Genomic DNA, 21,850 nt, shown 5'->3' with positions numbered 1-21,850 from the left:
TCGCATCACTCCAAAAAGTATGAAAGATAAGACCATTGATTATGTTTTGAGATCTACCTGGCAGGCTGTTACTCGTATGTATAATGAGGAGGCAAACAAATTTGACAGTACGATGGCCACAGGCTTCACCCTTTTGAGTATCGACCCGGAGAAAGGATCTCCTTCCACCACCCTGGGTCCGAGAATGGGGATGGAGGCCACCAGTTTATCGCGGATCTTAAAGAGCATGGAGAGTAAGGGACTGATCTTTCGGACCCCGAATCCGGATGATGGCCGTGGGGTGATCATTAAACTCACTCCTTTAGGAAAAGAGAAACGGGATGTTTCCAGGGAGGTGGTATTGCGGTTTAACGATACCATACGCGCCAATGTCAGCGAGCAGGATCTGAAAGGATTTTACAATGTTGCGCAAACCATTCACGAACTCATTGCAGAGCGAAAGATTTATCTGAACAAAGACTAAAAATAAAATTCATTAACAACCATATGAAACGACGTATTAGAAAAGTAGCAGTTATCGGATCGGGTATCATGGGAAGCGGGATCGCATGCCATTTTGCCAACATCGGTGCCGAAGTGCTCTTACTTGATATTGCACCGAGAGAACTCAATGATACCGAAAAGGCAAAAGGATTAACCCTGGACAGTCCGGCTGTTAGAAACAGGATCGTAAACGACAACCTGAAGTCGGCCCTGAAATCCAAGCCTTCCCCTATTTACAATCAAAAATTTGCAGACAGGATCTCCACCGGGAACATGGAGGATGATCTTTCTAAACTGTCTGATGTAGACTGGATCATTGAGGTGGTGGTAGAGCGCCTTGACATCAAAAAGCAGGTATTTGAAAAGATCGAGAAGTACCGTACTCCGGGAACCCTGATCACGTCGAATACTTCGGGTATCCCGATCGCTTTTATGAACGAAGGCCGAAGTGAGGATTTCCAGCAGCATTTTGCCATTACCCACTTTTTTAATCCACCGCGATACCTGAAATTATTCGAGGTGATCCCCGGACCTAACTGTAAGCAGGAAGTTACCGATTTCCTGATGGAATACGGCGATAAGTTTCTTGGCAAAACTTCGGTAATGGCCAAAGATACGCCTGCCTTTATCGGAAACCGTATCGGGATCTTCGGGATCCAGAGTCTTTTCCACCAGGTAAAGGAACTGGGACTTACCGTTGAAGAGGTTGATAAACTTACCGGCCCGGTTATTGGCCGTCCAAAATCGGCTACCTTCAGAACCGTAGACGTGGTAGGGTTAGACACCCTGGTACACGTAGCCAATGGAATTTATGACAATTGCCCTGACGATGAGGCGCATGAGTTGTTCAAGCTGCCGGATTTTATCCAGACCATGATGGACAACAAATGGCTGGGAAGCAAGACCGGTCAGGGATTTTATAAGAAAGTAACAGGCGACAATGGTAAAAGTGAGATCCTGGCATTAGACCTGGACACCATGGAATACCGCAAGTCGAAAAAGGCGTCTTTCGCCACCCTGGAGCTCACCAAGACCATCGACAATGTGATCGAGCGTTTCCCCGTTCTTGTTGGCGGAAAAGACAAGGCAGGTGCATTTTACAGAAAGAACTTTGCCGCTCTCTTTGCGTATGTACAGAACAGGATCCCTGAGATCTCAGACGAATTGTACCGTATTGACGACGCCATGAAGGCAGGATTTGGATGGGAGAACGGTCCGTTCGAGATCTGGGATGCCATTGGGGTACAAAAGGCGATCGAGATGATGAAGGCCGAGGGCCACGAGCCTGCAGCCTGGGTTAAGGAAATGCTGGATGCCGGAATTACCTCCTTCTACACGGTAAAGGACGGCGCCACGTTCTACTATGACATTCCACAGAAAAAACATATCAAAAAACCCGGACAGGATGCCTTTATCATTCTTGACAATATCAGGAAATCGAAAGAGGTATGGAAGAACAGCGGGGTAGTAATTGAAGATCTTGGAGATGGTATTCTCAATGTGGAGTTCCGCTCTAAGATGAACACCATTGGAGGAGACGTACTGGCCGGTATCAATAAAGGTATCGACCTGGCAGAAAAAGACTTCCAGGGGCTTATCGTAGGTAACCAGGGGGCAAATTTCTCCGTGGGAGCCAATATCGGAATGATCTTTATGATGGCTGTAGAGCAGGAATACGACGAACTGAACATGGCCATCAAGATGTTCCAGGACACCATGATGCGGATGCGTTATTCGGCCATCCCAACCATTTCTGCCCCACACGGCATGACCCTCGGTGGAGGTTGCGAGCTATCGCTCCACGCCGATAAGGTAGTTGCTGCGGCAGAGACCTACATGGGACTGGTTGAATTCGGCGTTGGGGTGATCCCCGGCGGTGGAGGATCCAAGGAAATGGCGCTGAGAGCTGCTGACACCTTCAGAAAAGACGATGTAGAGCTGAATGTACTCCGGGAATACTTCCTGAACATTGGTATGGCCAAGGTATCGACCTCAGCCTATGAAGCCTTTGACCTGGGATTACTGCAAAAAGGAAAAGATGTTGTGGTGGTCAACAAGGACCGTCAGCTGGCAGAGGCTAAAAAGCACGCCTTGCTTATCGCAGAGGCCGGATACACCCAGCCACCAAAACGCAAGGATATCAAGGTACTCGGAAAGCAGGCCCTGGGTATGTTCCTGGTGGGAACAGATTCTATGGAAGCCGGAAATTACATCTCGGAGCACGACAAAAAGATCGCCAACAAACTGGCCTGGGTAATGGCCGGAGGCGACCTTTCGGAGCCTAATTACGTAAGTGAGCAATACCTCCTGGATATCGAGAGAGAAGCTTTCCTCTCGTTGTGTACAGAGCGAAAGACCCTGGAGAGGATACAGCATATGTTGAAGACGGGGAAGCCGCTTCGTAACTAAGTAAAAAAGACGAATCAAGAACCAAGAGCAAAGACCATAGTTTTTGAATACTTAAAAATCAAAAGATGCACAATTTCAGAAAGCTAAATATTTGGATAGATGGTATGGAGATTACCTCCAGTACCTATCGATTGACCAAAGGGTTTCCTGAATTTGAACGTTATGGGCTTGTTTCGCAAATGAACAGATCTGCTGTTTCTATACCGTCAAATATCGCAGAGGGAACCAGTAAAAGTTCTGACAAAGACTTTCACCGTTACCTGGAGCACAGTTTAGGATCAGCATTCGAACTGGAAACGCAGCTCGAAATTGCCAGAAAGGAAGGTTATATCGACGAGAGTTCATACCATTCTTTCCACAATCGATTATTGGACCTTCAGAAAATGATATTCGGATTTAAAAAGAAAATAATTCAACCAAAGAGCTCAGAATAACAAGTCTTTATTCCTGGCTCTTGACTCTAACATCAATTAAAATGAAAACGAGAACCGCATATATAGTAAAAGCATACAGAACGGCTGTTGGGAAAGCCCCGAGAGGCCTGTTCCGATTTAAAAGACCGGATGAACTGGCAGCAGAGACCATTGAGTACCTGATGCAGCAGGTTCCGCAGCTGGATAAGAACCGCATTGATGACGTGATCGTGGGGAATGCCATGCCGGAGGCCGAACAGGGCCTGAACATGGGGCGGCTTATCTCCCTGATGGGACTTAAGACCGAAGAAGTACCGGGGGTAACGGTAAACCGTTACTGTGCTTCCGGTTTGGAAACCATTGCCATGGCAACTGCCAAGATCCAGTCGGGAATGGCCGATTGTATCATAGCCGGGGGAGCCGAGAGTATGAGTTTCATCCCAATGGGAGGTTACAAACCGGTACCCGATTACAAGGTAGCCAAAGAAGGCAATGAAGATTATTACTGGGGTATGGGACTTACTGCAGAAGCGGTAGCGAACCAATTCAAGGTTTCCCGTGACGACCAGGACGAATTTGCCTACAACTCCCACATGAAGGCCCTGAAGGCTCTGGAGGAAGGCAAGTTTAGTGACCAGATCGTTCCCATAGACATAGAAGAAACTTTTGTAAACGCAAAAAGCAAGAAGGAAACCCGCAATTATACAGTAAAGCAGGATGAGGGCCCAAGAGCCGACACCAACGTAGAGGCGCTTGCCAGATTACGCCCTGTATTTGCCCAGGGAGGCAGCGTTACAGCCGGAAACTCTTCACAAATGAGTGATGGTGCAGCCTTTGCCCTTGTGATGAGCGAGGAAATGGTAAAAGAGCTCAACCTGGAGCCTATTGCACGACTTGTTTCTTATGCCGCTGTAGGGGTAGAACCCCGAATTATGGGAATAGGCCCGGTAAAGGCCATTCCGAAGGCATTGGCACAAGCCGGATTAAAGCAGGATCAGCTTGACCTGGTAGAGCTGAACGAAGCCTTCGCATCCCAATCGCTGGCTGTGATTCGCGAACTCGGACTCAACCCTGAGATCGTAAACGTAAACGGAGGTGCTATCGCCCTTGGCCACCCTCTGGGATGTACAGGAGCCAAGCTTTCGGTTCAGCTCTTTGACGAGATGCGAAGAAGAAACAGCAAATACGGGATGGTAACCATGTGTGTAGGTACCGGCCAGGGAGCTGCGGGAGTTTATGAATTCCTTAGTTAAGCGTGAAGCGTGAAGCGTGATGCGTGATGCGTGATGCGTGATGAGTTACCTGTGAAGAACAAACCGTATACAACATACGAATAAAAAGAAAGCATTAACCCAAAAGAAATTGAAATGGAAACTATAAAGAGAGAACTTACCCGTGGCGGGCAGTTTCTGGTAAAAGAGACCAAGGCGGAGGATGTATTTACCCCGGAGGATTTTACTGAGGAGCAGCAAATGATGAAGGAGTCGGTAAAGGAATTTGTCGACAGAGAAGTGTGGCCTAAAAAAGAGGAATTCGAAAAGAAAAATTACGCCCTTACCGAAGAGATCATGCGCAAGGCAGGAGAGCTCGGATTACTGGGGATTGCGGTACCGGAAGAATACGACGGACTGGGAATGGATTTCGTAACCACCATGCTGGTATGCGATTATATTTCAGGAGCCACCGGTAGTTTGGCTACCGCTTTCGGTGCCCACACCGGGATTGGAACCATGCCTATTGTAATGTATGGAACCGAAGAGCAGAAAAAGAAGTATGTGCCCAGGCTGGCTACCGGAGAGTGGTTCGGGGCCTACTGTTTGACGGAGCCCGGAGCAGGGTCTGATGCCAACAGCGGAAAAACCAAAGCGGTTCTTTCTGAAGACGGAAAGCACTACCTGATCAGCGGACAAAAAATGTGGATCTCCAATGCGGGATTTGCCAACCTGTTTATCGTTTTTGCCCGTATAGAAGACGATAAGAACATCACCGGGTTTATCGTAGAAATGGATCCTGAGAACGGGATCACCCTCGGGGATGAAGAGAAGAAGCTGGGTATCCACTCCTCCTCCACCCGACAGGTTTTCTTTAACGAAACCAAGGTTCCAGTTGAGAACATGCTGGCCGAGCGTGGAATGGGCTTTAAGATCGCAATGAACGCCCTGAACGTAGGACGTATCAAGCTGGCTGCTGCCTGTCTGGATGCAGAGCGAAGAGTGATTACGGAAGCGGTAAAATATGCGAACGAGCGTATCCAGTTCAAGACACCGATCGCCAAGTTTGGAGCAATCAAGGCCAAGATCGCCGAAATGGCCACCAGTGCTTATGTAGACGAAAGTGCAAGCTACAGGGCTGCCAAGGATATTGAAGACCGCATCGCTATTAGAAAAGCGGAAGGTGCTTCCCATTCGGAGGCAGAACTAAAAGGTGTCGAGGAATACGCCATTGAGTGTTCGATTTTAAAAGTAGCCGTTTCTGAAGATTGCCAGTTCGTAACCGACGAAGGGATACAGATCTTCGGAGGTATGGGCTTCTCTGCCGATACTCCTATGGAATCGGCATGGAGAGACGCAAGGATCTCAAGGATCTACGAAGGAACCAACGAGATCAACAGAATGCTTTCGGTGGGTATGCTGATCAAAAAAGCCATGAAAGGCCAGGTAGATCTTCTTGGACCTGCCATGAAGGTTAAGGATGAGTTGATGAGCATTCCATCTTTTGATACTCCGGATTATTCCGAGCTGTTTGCTGAAGAAAAAGAAATGCTGGGGAAACTCAAGAAAGTATTCCTTATGGTAGCCGGAGCTGCGGTGCAGAAGTACGGACCACAACTGGAAGAGCACCAGCAATTGTTAATGGCGGCTGCCGATATCCTTATTGAGATCTACATGGCAGAGTCGGCCATTCTGAGAACAGAAAAGAATGCAAAACGTTTTGGTGAGGAAAGCCAGAAAGAGCAGATCGCCATGGCGAAACTCTACCTCTACAACGCGGTGGAAAAGATCAATACCAGCGGGAAAGAAGGTATTGCAGCCATCAGCGAAGGAGACGAGCAGCGTATGATGCTAATGGGACTTAAACGTTTCACCAAGTACACCAACCTGCCAAACGTTATTGCACTAAGAGATATGATTGCCGAGAAAGTAACGGCAGAGAATAAGTATTGCTTTTAATTCCCTTTTTTTACTCTTGACATAGGGTTTTAGAATTTAGTTGTTTGTTGATAAGCCGTCCGGGAAACCGGGCGGTTTTTTTTGGGATAGGATAGCCCCGGAATTAAAGACCCGGGACGAAGGAGAAAAGACTAAGAATCTAACATAGTATAATATAATTACCCTCCATTACCCAATATCCCTATATCCCCACTTCCCTGTCTCCCCATTTCCCTACCTCCCCACTTCCCTATAGTTGAGTAATTTTTGATTCACCGCATATTGGGTATTCTGCGAGGTTATCCGGAGAGCATACGGATGAAACCGGCTAGGAAGTATTCTCATGATAAGCAAAGAAATTGTAAGCTTTGAACGAGTGCAATGGTCGCTATCAAAGTTTTCCTAAAGGAGCAACTATGTAGATTATTTTCTATATTTGTGTTTTACTTACATCATGAAAACAGTCACCTTACTGCCGTTTATGCATGAAGGGCAGCATCACATACGAATTGAAGTAATAGACGATCCGGATTTCAGGACACTCATCCGCGCATACAACGGGCTGCATTGGTCACATGAACAACGGGCCTATCTTATGCCCTACTCCCGTTTTCATTTAAACGCTATTTTCCAGCATTTCCGTTCGGAAGGCTGGTATGTAGATTACAGTAAATTGAGATTCGAATCTGAATCCGAACTATCTGATGCTGATGATACTAAGGACAGGATCCCCGATGAGACCATAGCAAGGAAGGTGGCCATAGAACTTGAGGATTATCGCCATTGGATGGAACAGATGCGCTACAGTAAAAATACCATTAACACCTACACAGGGCTATTACGGGTATTTTTTGATTTTTTCTGCGATAAGGATCCCATTGACATCGACCGGGCAGATGTAGAAAGGTTTAACGAAGCTTATATTATTGCCAAGGGATACAGCAGGGTATTTCAGAACCAGATCATCAGTGCTTTAAAATTATTTTACATGCGTTTTCACGATCGCAAACTGGACACCTATAACCTGGAACGTCCGCGTAGAGAAAGGAAGCTACCGGAGGTTTTATCAAAGGAAGAAGTGTTCCGTATCCTGTCGGCTGTGAAGAATATAAAGCATCGCTTCCTCTTCAGTCTTATTTACTCCTGTGGTTTACGTATCGGGGAGGCTTTGAATTTAAGAATTTCCGATATCGATACTCATCGTCAATTCATGCATATAAGGCATCCCAAGGGCGCTAAGGACCGGTTTATCCCTATAAGCGACAAGACCCTGGAGAAGCTGAACGAATATCTCAGAACTTACCATCCAAAATATTATTTATTTGAAGGTCAAAAAGGCGGACAGTATACGCAATCCAGTGCCAGGAGTATTTTCAAAAGTTTACTGGAAGAATTGGGAATCACCAAGAAAGTCACCCTCCATACCTTAAGGCACAGTTATGCCACTCATTTACTGGAGAACGGTACGGACATCAGGTACATCCAGGAACTACTGGGCCACAACGACCCGAAGACCACCATGTTATACACCCATGGCACCACCCGGAGTTTACAAAAGATCCGAAATCCTTTTGACGATCTCCATCTATAGCCTATATTCGATACAACCGAATTGCCTGCGGTTTACCCACCAATATGACGGCATATAAACCATAAAGCAATCGATATAAACAAGTTGGCAATAATTATTTAAAACATTATGAAATCGATAGTAATCATCATTTTTTTGACCTTTTTCAATCAATCCTTTGCTTGTGAATGCAAAACGTATCCGATTACTAAGGACAAAAGTCAATCGGAACTAAAATTGGAAGACAGTTTCGAAAATTCGACTGTAATCTTTTACGGGAAATATATTGGACATGGGAAATTTGAACCCATAAAATTTTATCGCGGAATTAATATACTACCAAATAAAAAACTGATAGAGGAAAAGGAGGAGAAAAACATTTGTGACTATTTTTTTGAAAAAAACAAAAAATATTTAGTCTTTGGAAGATTAGATGAAAACGGAAAATTGTGGACAAGTGTATGCGTTTCGAATACCCAAATTGATAATCAATCGGATCTGAAATTTGTAAAAAAATATCTAAATAAATAACTATTGCCAACAATGTGTATAACCCATTGCTCAAATCCTACTAAATTTCGAATATTTCCATAGATTAGACTCCTGAACAAAAGTGAACAATCCGTCCTGGCGGCTCAAGCTCTGCCAGAGGTAATGGCCAACGCTCAGCTTGAGCACGCCCAGCCACAACGGGTCATACACTTACCGTTGTACTGCATTTATGAAAAACCGCTACTTTCTATATATCCTACTTTTTAATATTGGATATTTTATTCCTGGAATAAAAGCTCAAGAATTCACCTTTGACAAAATTGATTCTACTGCAAACAAAAAAGCATTAGAAATTTTAAGCAGCCTTGAAGTAGATTCAGTCTTAATATATACACATGGTTGTATTGGTTGTGAAACGATTGACCCCGATGAATGTGAATGTAGTTCAGGCTATAAATCTGTTTATATCATCTGGAAAACAATAAACAATTCTGAAATTTTAAAAATTGATTGTTGTAAATCTCACAAACCTGAATCTATCGATATTAGCGAATTTTGGAACGAATTAAATGCAAACAAAGACAACTATTTTTCTTCAAAATTCATGACTGAATATTACGCAGTTCATCATTCTTTCTACAAAATCGAACTAATCTCCTTAGAAGGGAGTCAAAATTTAGAGTTTTATGATTTTTATTTCGATGAAGAAAATCAATATCACAATCGAAACATAAAACAACCGATTGTGCATCTAAATCAATTAATACATAAGATAATTAATGAATACGAAAAAAATAAATAAACGCAGTACAACTTCGGCTATACACAAGCGCTAGATTCTTGTAAGAATTAGAGTATTTTTTCTATCTTCAAATCCAGAACAAAAAGAAAAAAATGCACCACGTCTCGGTTGCTGGCCTCCGCCAACGCCAAAGGCCAAAAGCTCGGCCAGCTGCCCCCACCCGCGCCAGTGCATAGCCCTGCCGTTGGCAGCAAGTTTGACAAACACCCTTTTGCAAATAGATAAATCAAAAATCGAGATGTTAACATATAATGAGATCATAGAATTAAGAGACAAACTCGTAAATGATGAGATTGAATTAGAAATTGCCAAAGAACAATATTGGAAAAACTTCAATGAGGACAAACGGTCTTGGCATACAAAGGACTGGAAAGAAAGAAGGGCAAAAATCATTAAAGACAAATGTGAAATATGTTCGAGTAAAAAAACATTAACTATTCAGCATCTTTCTCATCCAAGGAAATATGGAGATTTTTTACGCGAGGTTACAAGTGCTTACACCAGGGAATACATAAATGACAATTCTGAATTTAAAAAACCAATTTTTAGGGATCATGTATTAAATAAATATGTTTATAAGGCGATTCCTTTGTGCCCAAAATGTATGAGTAAAAACCCCAACGAAAGGAAAAGAAAAATTCCAAAATATCGTTGCGTTGATTGTAAGCATGAATTTGAAGAAGCAAATTATAGGGAGGCAGACGAACTTATTTCTATCTTTTTCGAAAATGAGGATGCTTATGAAGTTCGGGATAAATGCTTCGTTTCGAAGGATCAATATAGAAATAAGCATAACCTATCTAACATCAAGTATTGGTTTCAAAGAGAATTAGTAAAAAACAAAGACACTGAAACCATTGAAAAAGAGGCGTTTTTACTTTATCTAGACGACAATATTAAATATCTCTCCTTTGAAGATACCATAACGGCTTGTAAAAAATGTGCAACTAATTTTGACATGCACAACTTGGAATTATGTCCAAAATGCAAAAAAGAGTATAAAGGAATTCAATATCCAACATGTATTCAATGTTTGCCAGAAGAAAAAAGAAAAGCTGCATTAGAAAGTATCGAATTTGGAAAACAATGGCAGGAAATGGAAAAACGACTTGGAATTGACTAGCTATAGAAGTCAAGAAATAAAACCAGCTGCCAACATCGGCTATAGCTCATGGCTAGTGCAGTACTTCTAAAAAAGAAAAAATATTCATGAACTCAACCAGGCTACTCGTTTCCATCGGACGCTTTTCACAAACCGCCCGCCACGAGCCATAGCCTGACCGTTGGCAATAATTTTATTTTAATCTACTCATCCTTATAAAATGAAAAAAACCTTATTCCTTATTGGATTTTTAATCTTTTCAACTTCTACCTTTTCTCAATTTAAAGAAGCCTTTCAAAATATAACTTCGTCTGATAGTGTGGACTATTCCAAATATGATAAAGTCGTTTTTGAGGCTTCTAACTACGTATTCGAAAATCCTGTTGATTATAAATCCGAGAAATACTTTTATGCAAATAAATTAATAGGGAAATGGATGAATGATACCACCGATTTTGGGTTTCCTTTATTTGGTCCATTTTATGAAGATTTAAGCAACAAGGAATATCAAAAATATTATTACCGTGTCGCATTGGTAAATTATGCTTTAAATCAAAAATTTAATCACAACCGGCTCTTAACTTGTAAACCTATACCTGGTGAAGTTTTTAGAGAACAAAAAGATGTCAAAGAAATTCAATTAGGTGCTGCAGGGATCTTAATAGAATATTGTTCTGAGAAATCAAATAATCTCAAATTAAATCGTCAAATGAAAAAATATGTTGAAGCATTTAAAAATGAAACACTTGCAGAATTAATGTAGTAAAACATATTGCCAACACTGCCTATAACTCATGGCTAGGTTCCTACTCCAAAAAATAATAAATTCATGAACGCAACCAGGCTCACAATCGCTGTCGGATCCAGCATTAAAACCGACCGCCACGAGTCATAGCCTTACCGTTACCTGCAAGCTTGAAAACACCATCCCGAATAAGAAATGAATAATCTTAATGACTTAAATATTAACCAGGAAATTTTGCCCTTATTCGATTTTTCGTTGAACGTATTTGCGAAAAATAAAATTCTTGAGATACTTCAAACACCATTAAAGTCGACAGAAGAAATAACTGAACGTCAAAATATATTACAAGGGTATGCCCTAAATAGTGAAATCTTAAAGGACTACTCTTACACGGTTTTATATTTAAATGAAGTTTATTATTTCCTCAATGAGGAAGAAATAGATGATCTTTCGCAAAAAAAACTTAGTTACATATTGTTTGGATCAAAACAAGCAAAAACAAGATATGTAAGTAAGTTCAATCAATTGATTCTTTTTTTCCATCGCCTGGAATCAAAGTATTTTACCAGGTTAAAATTAGAGGCTTTCCCAAATGAATACGCTTCAAGTATTAAAGCAATATTGCAGTTCTTATCTCATTTCAAACTTCATAAATATGAGGCTCTTGTCCGAGATAATGGATTAAAGGACAGACACATAATTGAACTAACTCAAATAATCAATACGATAAGGGAAAAGGAATTGCTAATACCTTTTTGGGAAGATTTCTTTCTGTTCGAAGCCTACTTGTCAATTAATGTCGGTATAAAAAAACACAATTTCTCATATCCAACCTTTATACAAGGACAGATCAAGCTCCATAAATTCTATCATCCATTATTGGAGAATCCCGTCAAAAATAACCTTGAAACGAGTAGTAACGTAATTGTATTGAACGGCCCGAATATGTCTGGAAAATCAACCTTTCTTAAGGCTGTTGCTTTATGTATCTATTTTGGTCATTTAGGAATTGGTATACCTGCATCAAAAGGAGAGATCCCCTTTTGTGATTGCTTTTCCATTGAGATAAACAGAAGAGATGATATTTTAAATGGTTACAGTCATTTTATGACTGAAATTCTGAACTTGAAAAGGGTAGTTGAACAAGCATCAAGAGAAAAAAGATGCTTTGCTGTTTTTGATGAGCTTTTTAGTGGGACTAATATAGAGGATGGTTTTGAAATTTGTAAAACAACAATAAACGGATTGACCAAATTCGACAATTCATACTTCTTCATTTCTACTCATATTCAAGACCTGAAACAAGTTTCAAACGGGAAAATAGAAAACTATGACATCAATTGTGAATTGATTGAAAATAAGCCAACTTTTACTTATCAACTAAAAAAAGGTTGGTCAGATATAAAAGTTGGCCGAATTTTATTTGAAAAGGAAGGGTTAAATTTAATGTTGAAAAAGTAAAGCCAGCAGGTAACACTGGCTATATCTCATGGCTAGTTTCTTACTCCAAAAAATAATAAATTCATGAACTCAACCAGGCTTTCCGTCTCCGTCGGACACAGCATTAAAACCGCCCGCCACGAGCCATAGCCTGACCGTTAGCCACAATTGTAAAACACAACCGTTAAAAAAAGGAAATAATGAAGACAACTATCATCATAGCAATTGTAATCTTTTTGATTACCAATTTCCTTTTTTGGAAACTAACGCACGTTCATTTCCAAAATGAATATGGCAAAAAGCTTTTCAATAATTGGGTAACGAAAACATATTACTGGCAGGGATCAATTTTCGTGAGCACGGGCATAACAGCATTAATAATTCTGCTCCTAAAATGGATTGAAGTAATAAGTTTCTAAAGCCTAAAAAAAGAAAATAAAAAAACAACAGTGGCTAACATCGGCTATATCTCATGGCTAGTGTAGTACTTCTAAAAAAGAAAAATATTCATGAACCCAACCAGGCTATTCGTTTCCATCGGACGCAGCATACAACCAGTCCGCCACGAGCCATAGCCTTACCGTTAGCAAACAGTTGAATGACAGAACACATAATTATAATCGGAATTGGAATTTTTGCTGGGCTACTACTTTACCCAAAAACGAAACCGAAATTACTCAAAGTTATCTTGATAGGTCTTACAGTTAGTTTTGTACTGACTCTTTTTAAGAATCAATTGTTAACCAACTTATCTTTTTTCAGCTTTGGAATTCTAACTTTAATCTTTTCAGTCCACCAAGCTACAAAACTAAAATGGCCAAATTTTGCAATTGGACTTTTTTCATTTTTACTTTTTTTTTGGCCCTTATTTCAATATCCTTTCATTGGAGAATTGAGATTCTTAATGCTCCTTCCAATAGGAATTTACATCTGGACTTTAATCAAAAAATGGAAAACGGAAAACGGACTTTCTGTTTTGACAGTTCTAGCTTTTTATGAGCTATCTGAATTTCTTATTCTGATAGGACAATGGACTCAAATAAAATAAAAAACCGTTTGCTAACACTGGCTATACCCAAGCGCTACATTTCTGTAAGAATTAGACTATTTTCTTTATCTTGATCAGCATTAAAAACCAAAGCTATTGTACCTGCTGCCCTGGCCCTTGCCAGAGGTAACGGCCAACGCCACGGGGCCAGGCCAGCCACCCACGCCTGTGCATAGCCTTACCGTTAGCACCAATTTCTGAAAAATCGCAACCCAATGACAACTTATCCAAACCCATGGGATTTTCATAACGGTATTAAAGAATTGAATTCAACGGATAACAGAATTAAATACTTTGGATTGAAAGAAATTGCAATGGGCTCACCTTTAATAGGAAGCTGTCAATGGATCGATGAAAATGAAATTAAAACTTTCTTAGGTGACAACTTTGGTGGTCCTGCAATATGGAATGAAGATGGCACCATGGCCGCCATTCCAAAATGGACTAAGAAATTTTTAAAAGGTACAGTTCAGATCATTACCATTTTAGACGTCAAGAAAAAAGAAGTAATTCAATACAAGAGAACTTTTAACCTACTACAATTCACTGGGTTTAAAAATGAAAAATTAAAAGCCATTAACAGCCCAAGAAATAACCCTAAGAAAATAGTATTTGACATTAAAAATGAAAAAGTAAAATCAACAAGAAAACTATAAGAAACAGGTGCTAACACTGGCTATATCTCATGGCTAGTTTCTTACTCCAAAAAATAATAAATTCATGAACGCAACCAGGCTTTCCATCGCTGTCGGCAACAGCACTAAAACCGCCCGCCACCCTGCCTGCCTAGCGGCAGGTAGGCAGGGAGCCATAGCCTTACCGTTGTGCTTCATTACAATCAACCAAATCATGTTTTGGAGCCATTTAATAACAATAAGCCGAGAGCTTTTAACTTACATTGAGAAAGAATTCGAATAGTTTTAATAAACCACAAAATTTTTCAACATGAAAACAAAACTACTTACACTTTTAACTTTTTTTTCCCTCTTATCAATAACTTTAACCCATGCGCAAGAAAGCAGCTTAGGAAAGGATGTTAGGGAAGTGCTTGATCAATACGGGAGTGCTGTGGGCAGTAAATCATTCTCAAAGATGGCAGACTGCTTCCACGACGATGCGATGATCCTACCGGAGGGGAAACCAATTGTTAAAGGCCGTAAAGAAATCATAGAAAGTTTCAAATGGTTTGAATCCCTTGACTTTGCTGAACAGTTCATCATTGAAGAAGTAATCACGGCAGGTGAATATAGTATCGCCCGAACTAGAAATATAGGAAGCTGGAAAGATCCAAAGACGGCTGAAAGTGGAAACTTTGAAGTGAAAGGATTGCTGATATTAAAACCCGATCAAAATGGGGATTTAAAGATTTACAGGTATATGTTCAATAATAATGGAAAATAAGTATTCCTGCCATAAATGTAATAGGATACATTACTAGTTTAAGGTAAAAACGAAATAATATGTAAAGTATGTAATAATGAATTTTAAAAATAACGAAAGCACAACATCGGCTATATCTCATGGCTAGTGTAGTACTTCTAAAAAAGAATAAATATTCATGAACTCAACCAGGCTATTCGTTTCCATCGGACGCATTAACCAACCCGCCCGCCACGAGCCATAGCCCTACCGTTGTGCATAATGTTTAAAAAACCCGTAATCCCAAACAAGTGAATAAAATACCTAATCAGATTAAATATGTGATTTGGGCAATTTCTGCACTAATTTTCATCCTGTTCTTCTCTGGAAGAATTAATCCATTTGGTCTTAATAATTCAGTGCATCAGATAACGGGATACTTTTTTGGCCTCGCCTTTGCAAACCTCGACTATTTCATTATTTCATCTATTCCCGTATTTGGAATGCTTTTAAACTCAAAGCGTAAAGAGTTTAAAATAACCGATTTGATAAAAGATATTTTAATCGTACTCCTTTTCGTAACCTTTTCATTGCTTCTAGGATTATACATATTGACTTATATTGGAAAACCTAGCCCGCTAGTAGCCCAATATTTTATAAGTGAACCATTTCTATTATACTCGACATTAATAATTCTAATTGGGATTGGAATGCCATTTATAATAAAAAAAGGATCAAATAAAACTTAATGAAATAAGAACAGAAAAAAGCAAAACACTATGCACAACATGAGGCTATACCCAAGCGCGGGATCCTACAAGAATTAGACTATTTTCTTTATCTTAATCTCCAGAACAAAAAAAGAAAAAAATGCACCCCGTCCAGGTTGCTGGCCTCCGCCAACGCCAAAGGCCAAAAGGTCGGCCAGCGGCCCCAACCGCGCCTGTGCATAGCCCGACCGTTATACGTCATTTACAGAAAAAAGTTCTCCTAGAAAAGTCGGGTTTGTTTGGAAAATGGCAAGCGCTTCTTTGGTCACTCAAAAAATAAAAATGGCCATTGCTTGGGCAAAGCTTACCAGGTTAAAACCGTAAGGCTTCCACTCCATCACAAGCTTAAAAATCTCCTCGCCTTGCGGGGGTGTACTTGCCATTTTCCGGGGAGTCCAGCAGTAAACGCCGTATAACATATGTGTATAAAGCCATTGCTCACGTCCTACATCATTTAGAATATTTTCTTAGATTAGTCTGCAGAACCAAAATGAACCAGCCCGTCACAGCGGCTCAAGCTTTGCCAGCGCCAAAGGCCAACGCGCAAAAGCTTGATCCGCCCAGCCGCAACGGTTCATACACTGACCGTTAGCAAAAATATTAACAAGAATGCTAGAAAAAATTAAGCTTTACTTGAAAAAAGTAAAGCGTGCAAAAAGAATTAAACGTTTAAAAAGAAAACAACCTCCATATCTAAAAAAAGATTTTGGAGTTGAATTAAACTATAAATTATGGATTACTAAAGGAGCTCGGTTTTCTGCTAGCGAAAGGAATAAAAAACTAAACGAATTATCCTCCAAAACAGTTGGTTATTTATCCGCATATTTAATAATAATTAACCTTATAAATATTTACAAAATCCCCTTTCTTAAACAATTACCTGAGAATGAATTAGGTTTTTGGACAACTGCATTATCAATATTGATTTTGGTTTACAGTCAATTTGAGAGTGCAAAAAACTTTTCAATTAAAGGGGAAAAATTTCATCAATGCTCATTAGAAATAGCTGAACTATATAACCAATTAAGAATGGTTAAAACTTCAACTTTAATTAGCAAACAACAAGAAGAAGAGTCAATTAAAGAAATATCAGAAAAATATGATATAGTATTAAGACAACACGAAAATCACTCAAATATTGACACGAAAGAATTTAAAACTCATAAAGCGGATTATTTTGAATTAAATAAATTAGACGTTTATAGAATTAAAATTGAAAAATACTTTAGAGTATCATTTATGTATCATCTAATGATTTATGGACCGATTTTAATTTTCGCATATAAACAATTGAATTTAAAATACTTTTGCTAACACTGGCTATATCTCATGGCTCGTTTCTTACTTCAAAAAATAATAAATTCATGAACTCAACCAGGCTTCCCATCTCCGTCGGATCCAGCATTAAAACCGCCCGCCACGAGCCATAGCCTGACCGTTATGTGCAATCTGGAGCATCTCTTAATTCTTAAAAAAGAAATCAATTGATAAAAACTAGATCTCTATTAATAAATTCTTTAAGAACGATCGGCCTAGTAATTTTAATGATCGGGGTCTATAAATATGGTTATCACAATGGGCTTGAATTTTTAAGAAAAAATGACTCTGGTCTTGGAGGCCTTGGTGAAATAATTGAAGCAATAGTCTTAATTGCAATCGGAATAATAACGATAACAATCAGCTTCATAATTAGCTTTAAAAAGAAAAAATAAAAGCAGACAGCACATAACATTAGGCTATACCCAAGCGCTATCATTCCTACAAGTTTCGACTATATTACTTATCTTCAAAACCAGAACAAACCAAATGCTATGTGACTCGCTGTCCTGGCCTCCGCCAAAGCAAAAGGCCCAAAGGTCAGCCAGGCCAGCCAACCACGCCTGTGCATAGCCGGACCGTTGTACGCAAGCTAAAATCTAGATCAAATTCTAAAAATGTTAAAGAAACTATTCGCTACTTATATATACATCCACATTTCTGTCCGTTGGTTTCTTGCTAATTATGCCTTTTGGAGTGCAGATTTTAATAAGGTTGAAGACAAAAGTTCTATTGAGAATTTGAAAAATTACAATCGGACGAATCTAAGTTCTTACTATTTTGAAATATATTCTTCAGGAATTTTTATTGTGCTAATTTTCGGAACTTTTTTCAGCACTTACGCACTAATTGATGTATTAACTGGACTAACCTTTCTAGACACTTCCATTTATTTAAAATTATTTATCGTTGCCATTCTTATTGGACTCGATTACTACATTAGAGAGATTAAGGGTATTTCAAAATATTACGAAGCCAAATTCTATTCTTTAAATAGGAAGGAAAGAGTGTTTATAAATTTCAAAAGCTTCCTGTTCATGTTTTTACTCTTTGTATACTGGATTTTTGGCTTTTACATACACATCATTTTCACTGTGCCTCCCGGTACTTATATTTTTCATTAAAAAAATCTAATAAAAGCCAGCGTACAACACTGGCTATATCTCATGGCTAGTTTCTTACTCCAAAAAATAATAAATTCATGAACTCAACCAGGCCTTCCATCTCCGTCGGACACAGCATTGCAACCGCCCGCCACGAGCCATAGCCTTACCGTTGTGTTTAATGTCTAAAGAAGCGTCAATTGAATAGAAAAGAATTAATCTGGTTAATCCTCGCTATCATTTTAACTGTAATGATTAATTACCCGCTTCTAACAAGTGATCTGGCTAATCATACCTATTCTGTAATTCAAATCTTTGACAAAACCATTTTCATTGAAAAATGGCTTCGAATACTACTTCATACTGGGGTCGTACTGTTTTCTATTTATTTTATAAGGGAGCTAGTACAGAACTTTAAAAACTTAACAACAAACCTAATTTTTATAATTGCGAATTTAATCTTGGGCGTTGTAATTGCGATTCTAATTGCTAGGATTAATACCTTTTTTGAAGTTCCATTTGAAATTAGACATAGTATAAAAGGAGAAACAACTAAAAATTTCATCAACATCCGAGCATGGAAAAACACCTACTACATCCTTTGGGCTATAGAAATAACCCTGTTTCTATTACTTATTTACACAGGAATCAAAACTAATTTCATCTTAAAAAACAAAAGACACTAAACACAACATGAGGCTATACCCAAGCGCTAACATTCTTACAAGTTTCGACTATATTACTTATCTTCAAAACCAGAACAAACCCAAAGCTATGTGCTCGCTGCCCTGGCCTCCTCCAAAGCAAAAGGCCCAAAGGTCAGCCAGGCCAGCCACCCACGCCTGTGCATAGCCCGACCGTTATGCGTAATTGAAAATGACACTAACAGAAAAACAAATATTAATATTAAGTCTTGTCCTAACAGGAATACTCGTAGTATTAGGTTTTATGAAGTTGTTGCGCTCAAATAGAATTTTGCTAATTCTAACTCCTATATCACTCGTAGTTGGTCTTTGGGGAATGCTTATAAGTGGTGTAAAAACTGAAACGATTAATGGTAACGGGGCAGAATTTCTAATTGCTCCCTTTGTGTATTTATCGTCCTATTCGCTTTTGAGAATGTTGTATAAAAAATTATATAAAGTTGAACCCACCTATAATAGATTTTCATGGTATGACAAAGAGGAGGGCCGCAAACAAAACTGGCTAGATGTTACGGTACATATACTTCCGATGGTCCTAGGATTTTTTGTTGCTCCCATTATTCTTGCAATTTTATTTAACAAATACGCATAACATTGGCTATAGCTCATGGCTAGTTTCTTACCTCAAAAACTAATAAATTCATGAACTCAACCAGGCTTTCCATCGCTGTCGGAACCAGCATTAAAACCGTCCGCCACGAGCCATAGCCTGACCGTTATACGTCATTTACTAAAAAAAAGCCACTGTCTTAAAACCTTGGTGTGTTTGGAAAATGGCAAGCACTTCTTTGGTCACTCAAAAAATAAAATAGCCATTGCTTGGGCAAAGCTTACCAGGTTAAAAGCCGCAAGGCTTCCTCTCCCTTACAACCTTAACAATCTCCACGCCTTGCGGGGGTGTACTTGCAATTTCCCGGGGAGTCCAGCAGTAAACGCCGTATAACATATGTGTATAAAGCCATTGCTCCCTTCCTACTTCATTTAGAATATTTTCTTAGATTAGACTTCAGAACTAAAATGAACCAGCCCGTCACAGCGGCTCAGGCTTTTGCCAAAAGGTAACGGCCCACGCGCAGCCTGATCCGCTCAACCGCAACGGTTCATACACTGACCGTTAGCATACATACCAAAAAATGCCCGTAATAGAATTAACAACCTACATCAAATCAGAGATTAAAGTCGTATTTGATCTCGCTCGAAGTATTGATCTACACAAAATTTCAACTGAACACACAAAAGAGGAAGCTATTGCTGGTAAAACTGAAGGTTTGATAAATTTAAATGAGTCAGTAACCTGGAAAGCCAAACATCTTGGAATAACACAATTACTCACCTCTAAAATCACTGAATTCAATCCTCCAAATTCCTTTACCGACGAAATGGTTGAAGGGGCTTTTAAATCATTTAAGCATCAGCATATATTTGAGAGTAAAGATGATGGGGTACTAATGACAGATATCTTTGAATTCCAATCTCCAATGGGTATTCTTGGGCAATTAGCTAATTCTATATTCTTAAAGAGATACATGAAAGATTTATTAGAGAAGAGGAATGAGGTAATCAAAGAATTTGCTGAAACTGAAAAATGGAAATCAGTATTAAAATAAAAAAGGTACGTATGCTAACACTGGCTATACCCAAGCGCTACATTTCTGTAGGAATTAGACTATTTTCTTATATTGAACTCCAATACTAAATAACCAAAAAAGGTCCCGCCCAGGTTGCTGGCCTCCGCCAACGCCAAAGGCCAAAAGGTCGGCCAGCGGCCCTAGCCGCGCCTGTGCATAGCCTTACCGTTACCTACAATTGATAAAAACTAACTTGATGAAAAAAGAACACCTACCATTCATATTAATCACCATTTGTTTGATCTTAATAATTCTGGATCTCACTTTCAATTCAGATGAAATGGATTTAGGATTTTGGCTTCGAATGGTAGCGAATAGTTTTATAATATTAGGTATGATAGGAAGAATTCGTGAAAGAAAAAATCAGGGTCAACAAAAATCTAATTAATACATTGATTCAACTTTTGAACAAGCTTATGGAATTGAAGTATAAAAAAGGAAATAAAGAAAAACAACTGTAGGTAACAAAACCTATAAGCAACCCGATGGACAGTGATAAAACGAGATATTAAAACTATTAACTAACTTCGGTCAATGCATACAGGAAAGCGCTTCTAAAGCCTTTCTGCTCATAGCCCAACCGTAGCCCATGTCGAAAAATAACCAGGTAAAATTAAATGCCCGTTAAACCCAAAATAAAACCCGAGCTTAAATTAACCGATAAGCTTATTGAACTAAGTTCTTTAATTCTTCTTTTTGGGATGTGGGTGTATATTTTAATTAACTATCAAGAGCTTCCGGATAAAATACCAACACATTACAATTTTCATGGAGAAGCAGACGCTTTTGGCAGTAAGAACAGCATATTCATAATTCCAGTTATTGCAACCTTTTTGTACCTGGGTCTATTCCTTTTGAATAGATTTCCTCATATCTTAAACTACCCGAAAAAGATAACTCCGGATAACGCCCGGAAACAATATGCATTAATGACAAGAATGATCCGGGTATTAAATTTGATCATTCTGGCTACCTTCTTAATTATAGCAATAAAGACAATAAATTATACAGAAGAAAATTCAAAAGGATTCGGTTCATGGTTAATGATCCTGATTTTAATAACACCACTACTTCCGATAATCTACTACAATTTGAAATCGATAAAAGAAAAATAAAAAACACTGGCCGTCAAACTGCCTGTACCCACCTGCCTGCCGGCAGGATTTCCTCCCGGAAGGGGATGGCAGGAGCACTCCCCTTCTACAATAATCAGACTATTTTCTTTATCTTGATATTCAGTACTGAATAATAAAAAAGGTCCCGCCCAGGTTGCTGGCCTCTGCCCCTGCCGAAAGGCAGGCATACATAGCCTGGCC

20 protein-coding genes are annotated in these 21,850 nt (G+C 39.5%); all 20 read left to right on the top strand.

Going from position 1 to position 21,850, the window contains the following annotated elements; all coding sequences use genetic code 11:
- Nucleotides 1-19: 19 nt before the first annotated feature.
- The 20 genes from K7R11_RS11975 to K7R11_RS11880 all read left to right on the top strand — a co-directional run bounded on the left by K7R11_RS11975 (nt 20) and on the right by K7R11_RS11880 (nt 21,649).
- Nucleotides 20-463 (top strand): MarR family winged helix-turn-helix transcriptional regulator, encoded by a 444-nt coding sequence (locus K7R11_RS11975; RefSeq protein ID WP_224490979.1) that lies wholly within the window; start codon nt 20-22, stop codon nt 461-463.
- Nucleotides 464-486: 23 nt separating this feature from the next.
- Entirely contained in the window at nt 487-2,892 is a 2,406-nt protein-coding gene (locus tag K7R11_RS11970; protein ID WP_224490978.1) for a 3-hydroxyacyl-CoA dehydrogenase/enoyl-CoA hydratase family protein, read from the top strand.
- 65 nt (nt 2,893-2,957) lie between these two features.
- A complete protein-coding gene (locus tag K7R11_RS11965; protein ID WP_224490977.1) occupies nt 2,958-3,326 on the top strand; it encodes a four helix bundle protein in 369 nt (122 codons plus the stop codon).
- Between the two features lie 41 nt (nt 3,327-3,367).
- Nucleotides 3,368-4,558: an acetyl-CoA C-acyltransferase gene (locus K7R11_RS11960; RefSeq protein ID WP_224490976.1), complete on the top strand. Its 1,191-nt coding sequence runs from the start codon at nt 3,368-3,370 to the stop codon at nt 4,556-4,558.
- A gap of 114 nt (nt 4,559-4,672) precedes the next feature.
- Nucleotides 4,673-6,475, top strand: coding sequence for an acyl-CoA dehydrogenase family protein (locus tag K7R11_RS11955; protein WP_224490975.1), 1,803 nt, complete (start codon nt 4,673-4,675; stop codon nt 6,473-6,475).
- A 433-nt stretch (nt 6,476-6,908) separates the two neighbouring features.
- A complete protein-coding gene (gene xerA / locus K7R11_RS11950; RefSeq protein WP_224490974.1) occupies nt 6,909-8,045 on the top strand; it encodes a site-specific tyrosine recombinase/integron integrase in 1,137 nt (378 codons plus the stop codon).
- A 108-nt stretch (nt 8,046-8,153) separates the two neighbouring features.
- On the top strand, nt 8,154-8,555 hold the full coding sequence (locus tag K7R11_RS11945) for a hypothetical protein (protein WP_224490973.1): 402 nt from the start codon (nt 8,154-8,156) through the stop codon (nt 8,553-8,555).
- A 190-nt stretch (nt 8,556-8,745) separates the two neighbouring features.
- On the top strand, nt 8,746-9,318 hold the full coding sequence (locus tag K7R11_RS11940) for a hypothetical protein (protein ID WP_224490972.1): 573 nt from the start codon (nt 8,746-8,748) through the stop codon (nt 9,316-9,318).
- Between the two features lie 238 nt (nt 9,319-9,556).
- Entirely contained in the window at nt 9,557-10,441 is an 885-nt protein-coding gene (locus K7R11_RS11935; RefSeq protein ID WP_224490971.1) for a hypothetical protein, read from the top strand.
- 199 nt (nt 10,442-10,640) lie between these two features.
- Complete coding sequence (locus tag K7R11_RS11930; protein WP_224490970.1) at nt 10,641-11,183, top strand: hypothetical protein; 543 nt, start codon at nt 10,641-10,643, stop codon at nt 11,181-11,183.
- 177 nt (nt 11,184-11,360) lie between these two features.
- Nucleotides 11,361-12,626: a MutS-related protein gene (locus K7R11_RS11925; RefSeq protein ID WP_224490969.1), complete on the top strand. Its 1,266-nt coding sequence runs from the start codon at nt 11,361-11,363 to the stop codon at nt 12,624-12,626.
- 1,242 nt (nt 12,627-13,868) lie between these two features.
- On the top strand, nt 13,869-14,309 hold the full coding sequence (locus K7R11_RS11920) for a hypothetical protein (protein WP_224490968.1): 441 nt from the start codon (nt 13,869-13,871) through the stop codon (nt 14,307-14,309).
- Nucleotides 14,310-14,598: 289 nt separating this feature from the next.
- Nucleotides 14,599-15,054, top strand: coding sequence for a YybH family protein (locus tag K7R11_RS11915; RefSeq protein WP_062052783.1), 456 nt, complete (start codon nt 14,599-14,601; stop codon nt 15,052-15,054).
- 269 nt (nt 15,055-15,323) lie between these two features.
- On the top strand, nt 15,324-15,761 hold the full coding sequence (locus K7R11_RS11910) for a hypothetical protein (RefSeq protein WP_224490967.1): 438 nt from the start codon (nt 15,324-15,326) through the stop codon (nt 15,759-15,761).
- Between the two features lie 630 nt (nt 15,762-16,391).
- Nucleotides 16,392-17,096 (top strand): SLATT domain-containing protein, encoded by a 705-nt coding sequence (locus K7R11_RS11905; RefSeq protein ID WP_224490966.1) that lies wholly within the window; start codon nt 16,392-16,394, stop codon nt 17,094-17,096.
- 170 nt (nt 17,097-17,266) lie between these two features.
- Nucleotides 17,267-17,494 (top strand): hypothetical protein, encoded by a 228-nt coding sequence (locus tag K7R11_RS11900; protein WP_224490965.1) that lies wholly within the window; start codon nt 17,267-17,269, stop codon nt 17,492-17,494.
- A 1,584-nt stretch (nt 17,495-19,078) separates the two neighbouring features.
- On the top strand, nt 19,079-19,498 hold the full coding sequence (locus tag K7R11_RS11895; RefSeq protein WP_224490964.1) for a hypothetical protein: 420 nt from the start codon (nt 19,079-19,081) through the stop codon (nt 19,496-19,498).
- 541 nt (nt 19,499-20,039) lie between these two features.
- Entirely contained in the window at nt 20,040-20,513 is a 474-nt protein-coding gene (locus K7R11_RS11890; RefSeq protein WP_224490963.1) for an SRPBCC family protein, read from the top strand.
- A gap of 217 nt (nt 20,514-20,730) precedes the next feature.
- Nucleotides 20,731-20,922: a hypothetical protein gene (locus K7R11_RS11885; RefSeq protein WP_224490962.1), complete on the top strand. Its 192-nt coding sequence runs from the start codon at nt 20,731-20,733 to the stop codon at nt 20,920-20,922.
- A 229-nt stretch (nt 20,923-21,151) separates the two neighbouring features.
- Nucleotides 21,152-21,649, top strand: a complete 498-nt coding sequence (locus tag K7R11_RS11880; RefSeq protein ID WP_224490961.1) for a DUF1648 domain-containing protein — start codon at nt 21,152-21,154, stop codon at nt 21,647-21,649.
- Nucleotides 21,650-21,850: the final 201 nt, after the last annotated feature.

Origin of the sequence: Robertkochia flava (assembly GCF_020166515.1) — a bacterium.
Lineage (GTDB): Bacteria > Bacteroidota > Bacteroidia > Flavobacteriales > Flavobacteriaceae > Robertkochia > Robertkochia flava.
The sequence above is the reverse complement of the archived record's forward strand: the minus strand, read 5'-3'. Positions and strand labels throughout refer to the sequence as shown.

What these genes read in the sequence shown, in the direction of transcription:
- K7R11_RS11920 (WP_224490968.1), top strand. Translation starts at nt 13,869, where the DNA reads ATGACAACTTATCCAAACCCATGGGATTTTCATAACGGTATTAAAGAA.
- K7R11_RS11890 (WP_224490963.1), top strand. Translation starts at nt 20,040, where the DNA reads ATGCCCGTAATAGAATTAACAACCTACATCAAATCAGAGATTAAAGTC.
- xerA (WP_224490974.1), top strand. Translation starts at nt 6,909, where the DNA reads ATGAAAACAGTCACCTTACTGCCGTTTATGCATGAAGGGCAGCATCAC.
- K7R11_RS11960 (WP_224490976.1), top strand. Translation starts at nt 3,368, where the DNA reads ATGAAAACGAGAACCGCATATATAGTAAAAGCATACAGAACGGCTGTT.
- K7R11_RS11945 (WP_224490973.1), top strand. Translation starts at nt 8,154, where the DNA reads ATGAAATCGATAGTAATCATCATTTTTTTGACCTTTTTCAATCAATCC.
- K7R11_RS11885 (WP_224490962.1), top strand. Translation starts at nt 20,731, where the DNA reads ATGAAAAAAGAACACCTACCATTCATATTAATCACCATTTGTTTGATC.
- K7R11_RS11895 (WP_224490964.1), top strand. Translation starts at nt 19,079, where the DNA reads ATGACACTAACAGAAAAACAAATATTAATATTAAGTCTTGTCCTAACA.
- K7R11_RS11925 (WP_224490969.1), top strand. Translation starts at nt 11,361, where the DNA reads ATGAATAATCTTAATGACTTAAATATTAACCAGGAAATTTTGCCCTTA.
- K7R11_RS11880 (WP_224490961.1), top strand. Translation starts at nt 21,152, where the DNA reads ATGCCCGTTAAACCCAAAATAAAACCCGAGCTTAAATTAACCGATAAG.
- K7R11_RS11975 (WP_224490979.1), top strand. Translation starts at nt 20, where the DNA reads ATGAAAGATAAGACCATTGATTATGTTTTGAGATCTACCTGGCAGGCT.
- K7R11_RS11970 (WP_224490978.1), top strand. Translation starts at nt 487, where the DNA reads ATGAAACGACGTATTAGAAAAGTAGCAGTTATCGGATCGGGTATCATG.
- K7R11_RS11930 (WP_224490970.1), top strand. Translation starts at nt 10,641, where the DNA reads ATGAAAAAAACCTTATTCCTTATTGGATTTTTAATCTTTTCAACTTCT.
- K7R11_RS11915 (WP_062052783.1), top strand. Translation starts at nt 14,599, where the DNA reads ATGAAAACAAAACTACTTACACTTTTAACTTTTTTTTCCCTCTTATCA.
- K7R11_RS11935 (WP_224490971.1), top strand. Translation starts at nt 9,557, where the DNA reads ATGTTAACATATAATGAGATCATAGAATTAAGAGACAAACTCGTAAAT.
- K7R11_RS11940 (WP_224490972.1), top strand. Translation starts at nt 8,746, where the DNA reads ATGAAAAACCGCTACTTTCTATATATCCTACTTTTTAATATTGGATAT.
- K7R11_RS11955 (WP_224490975.1), top strand. Translation starts at nt 4,673, where the DNA reads ATGGAAACTATAAAGAGAGAACTTACCCGTGGCGGGCAGTTTCTGGTA.
- K7R11_RS11905 (WP_224490966.1), top strand. Translation starts at nt 16,392, where the DNA reads ATGCTAGAAAAAATTAAGCTTTACTTGAAAAAAGTAAAGCGTGCAAAA.
- K7R11_RS11965 (WP_224490977.1), top strand. Translation starts at nt 2,958, where the DNA reads ATGCACAATTTCAGAAAGCTAAATATTTGGATAGATGGTATGGAGATT.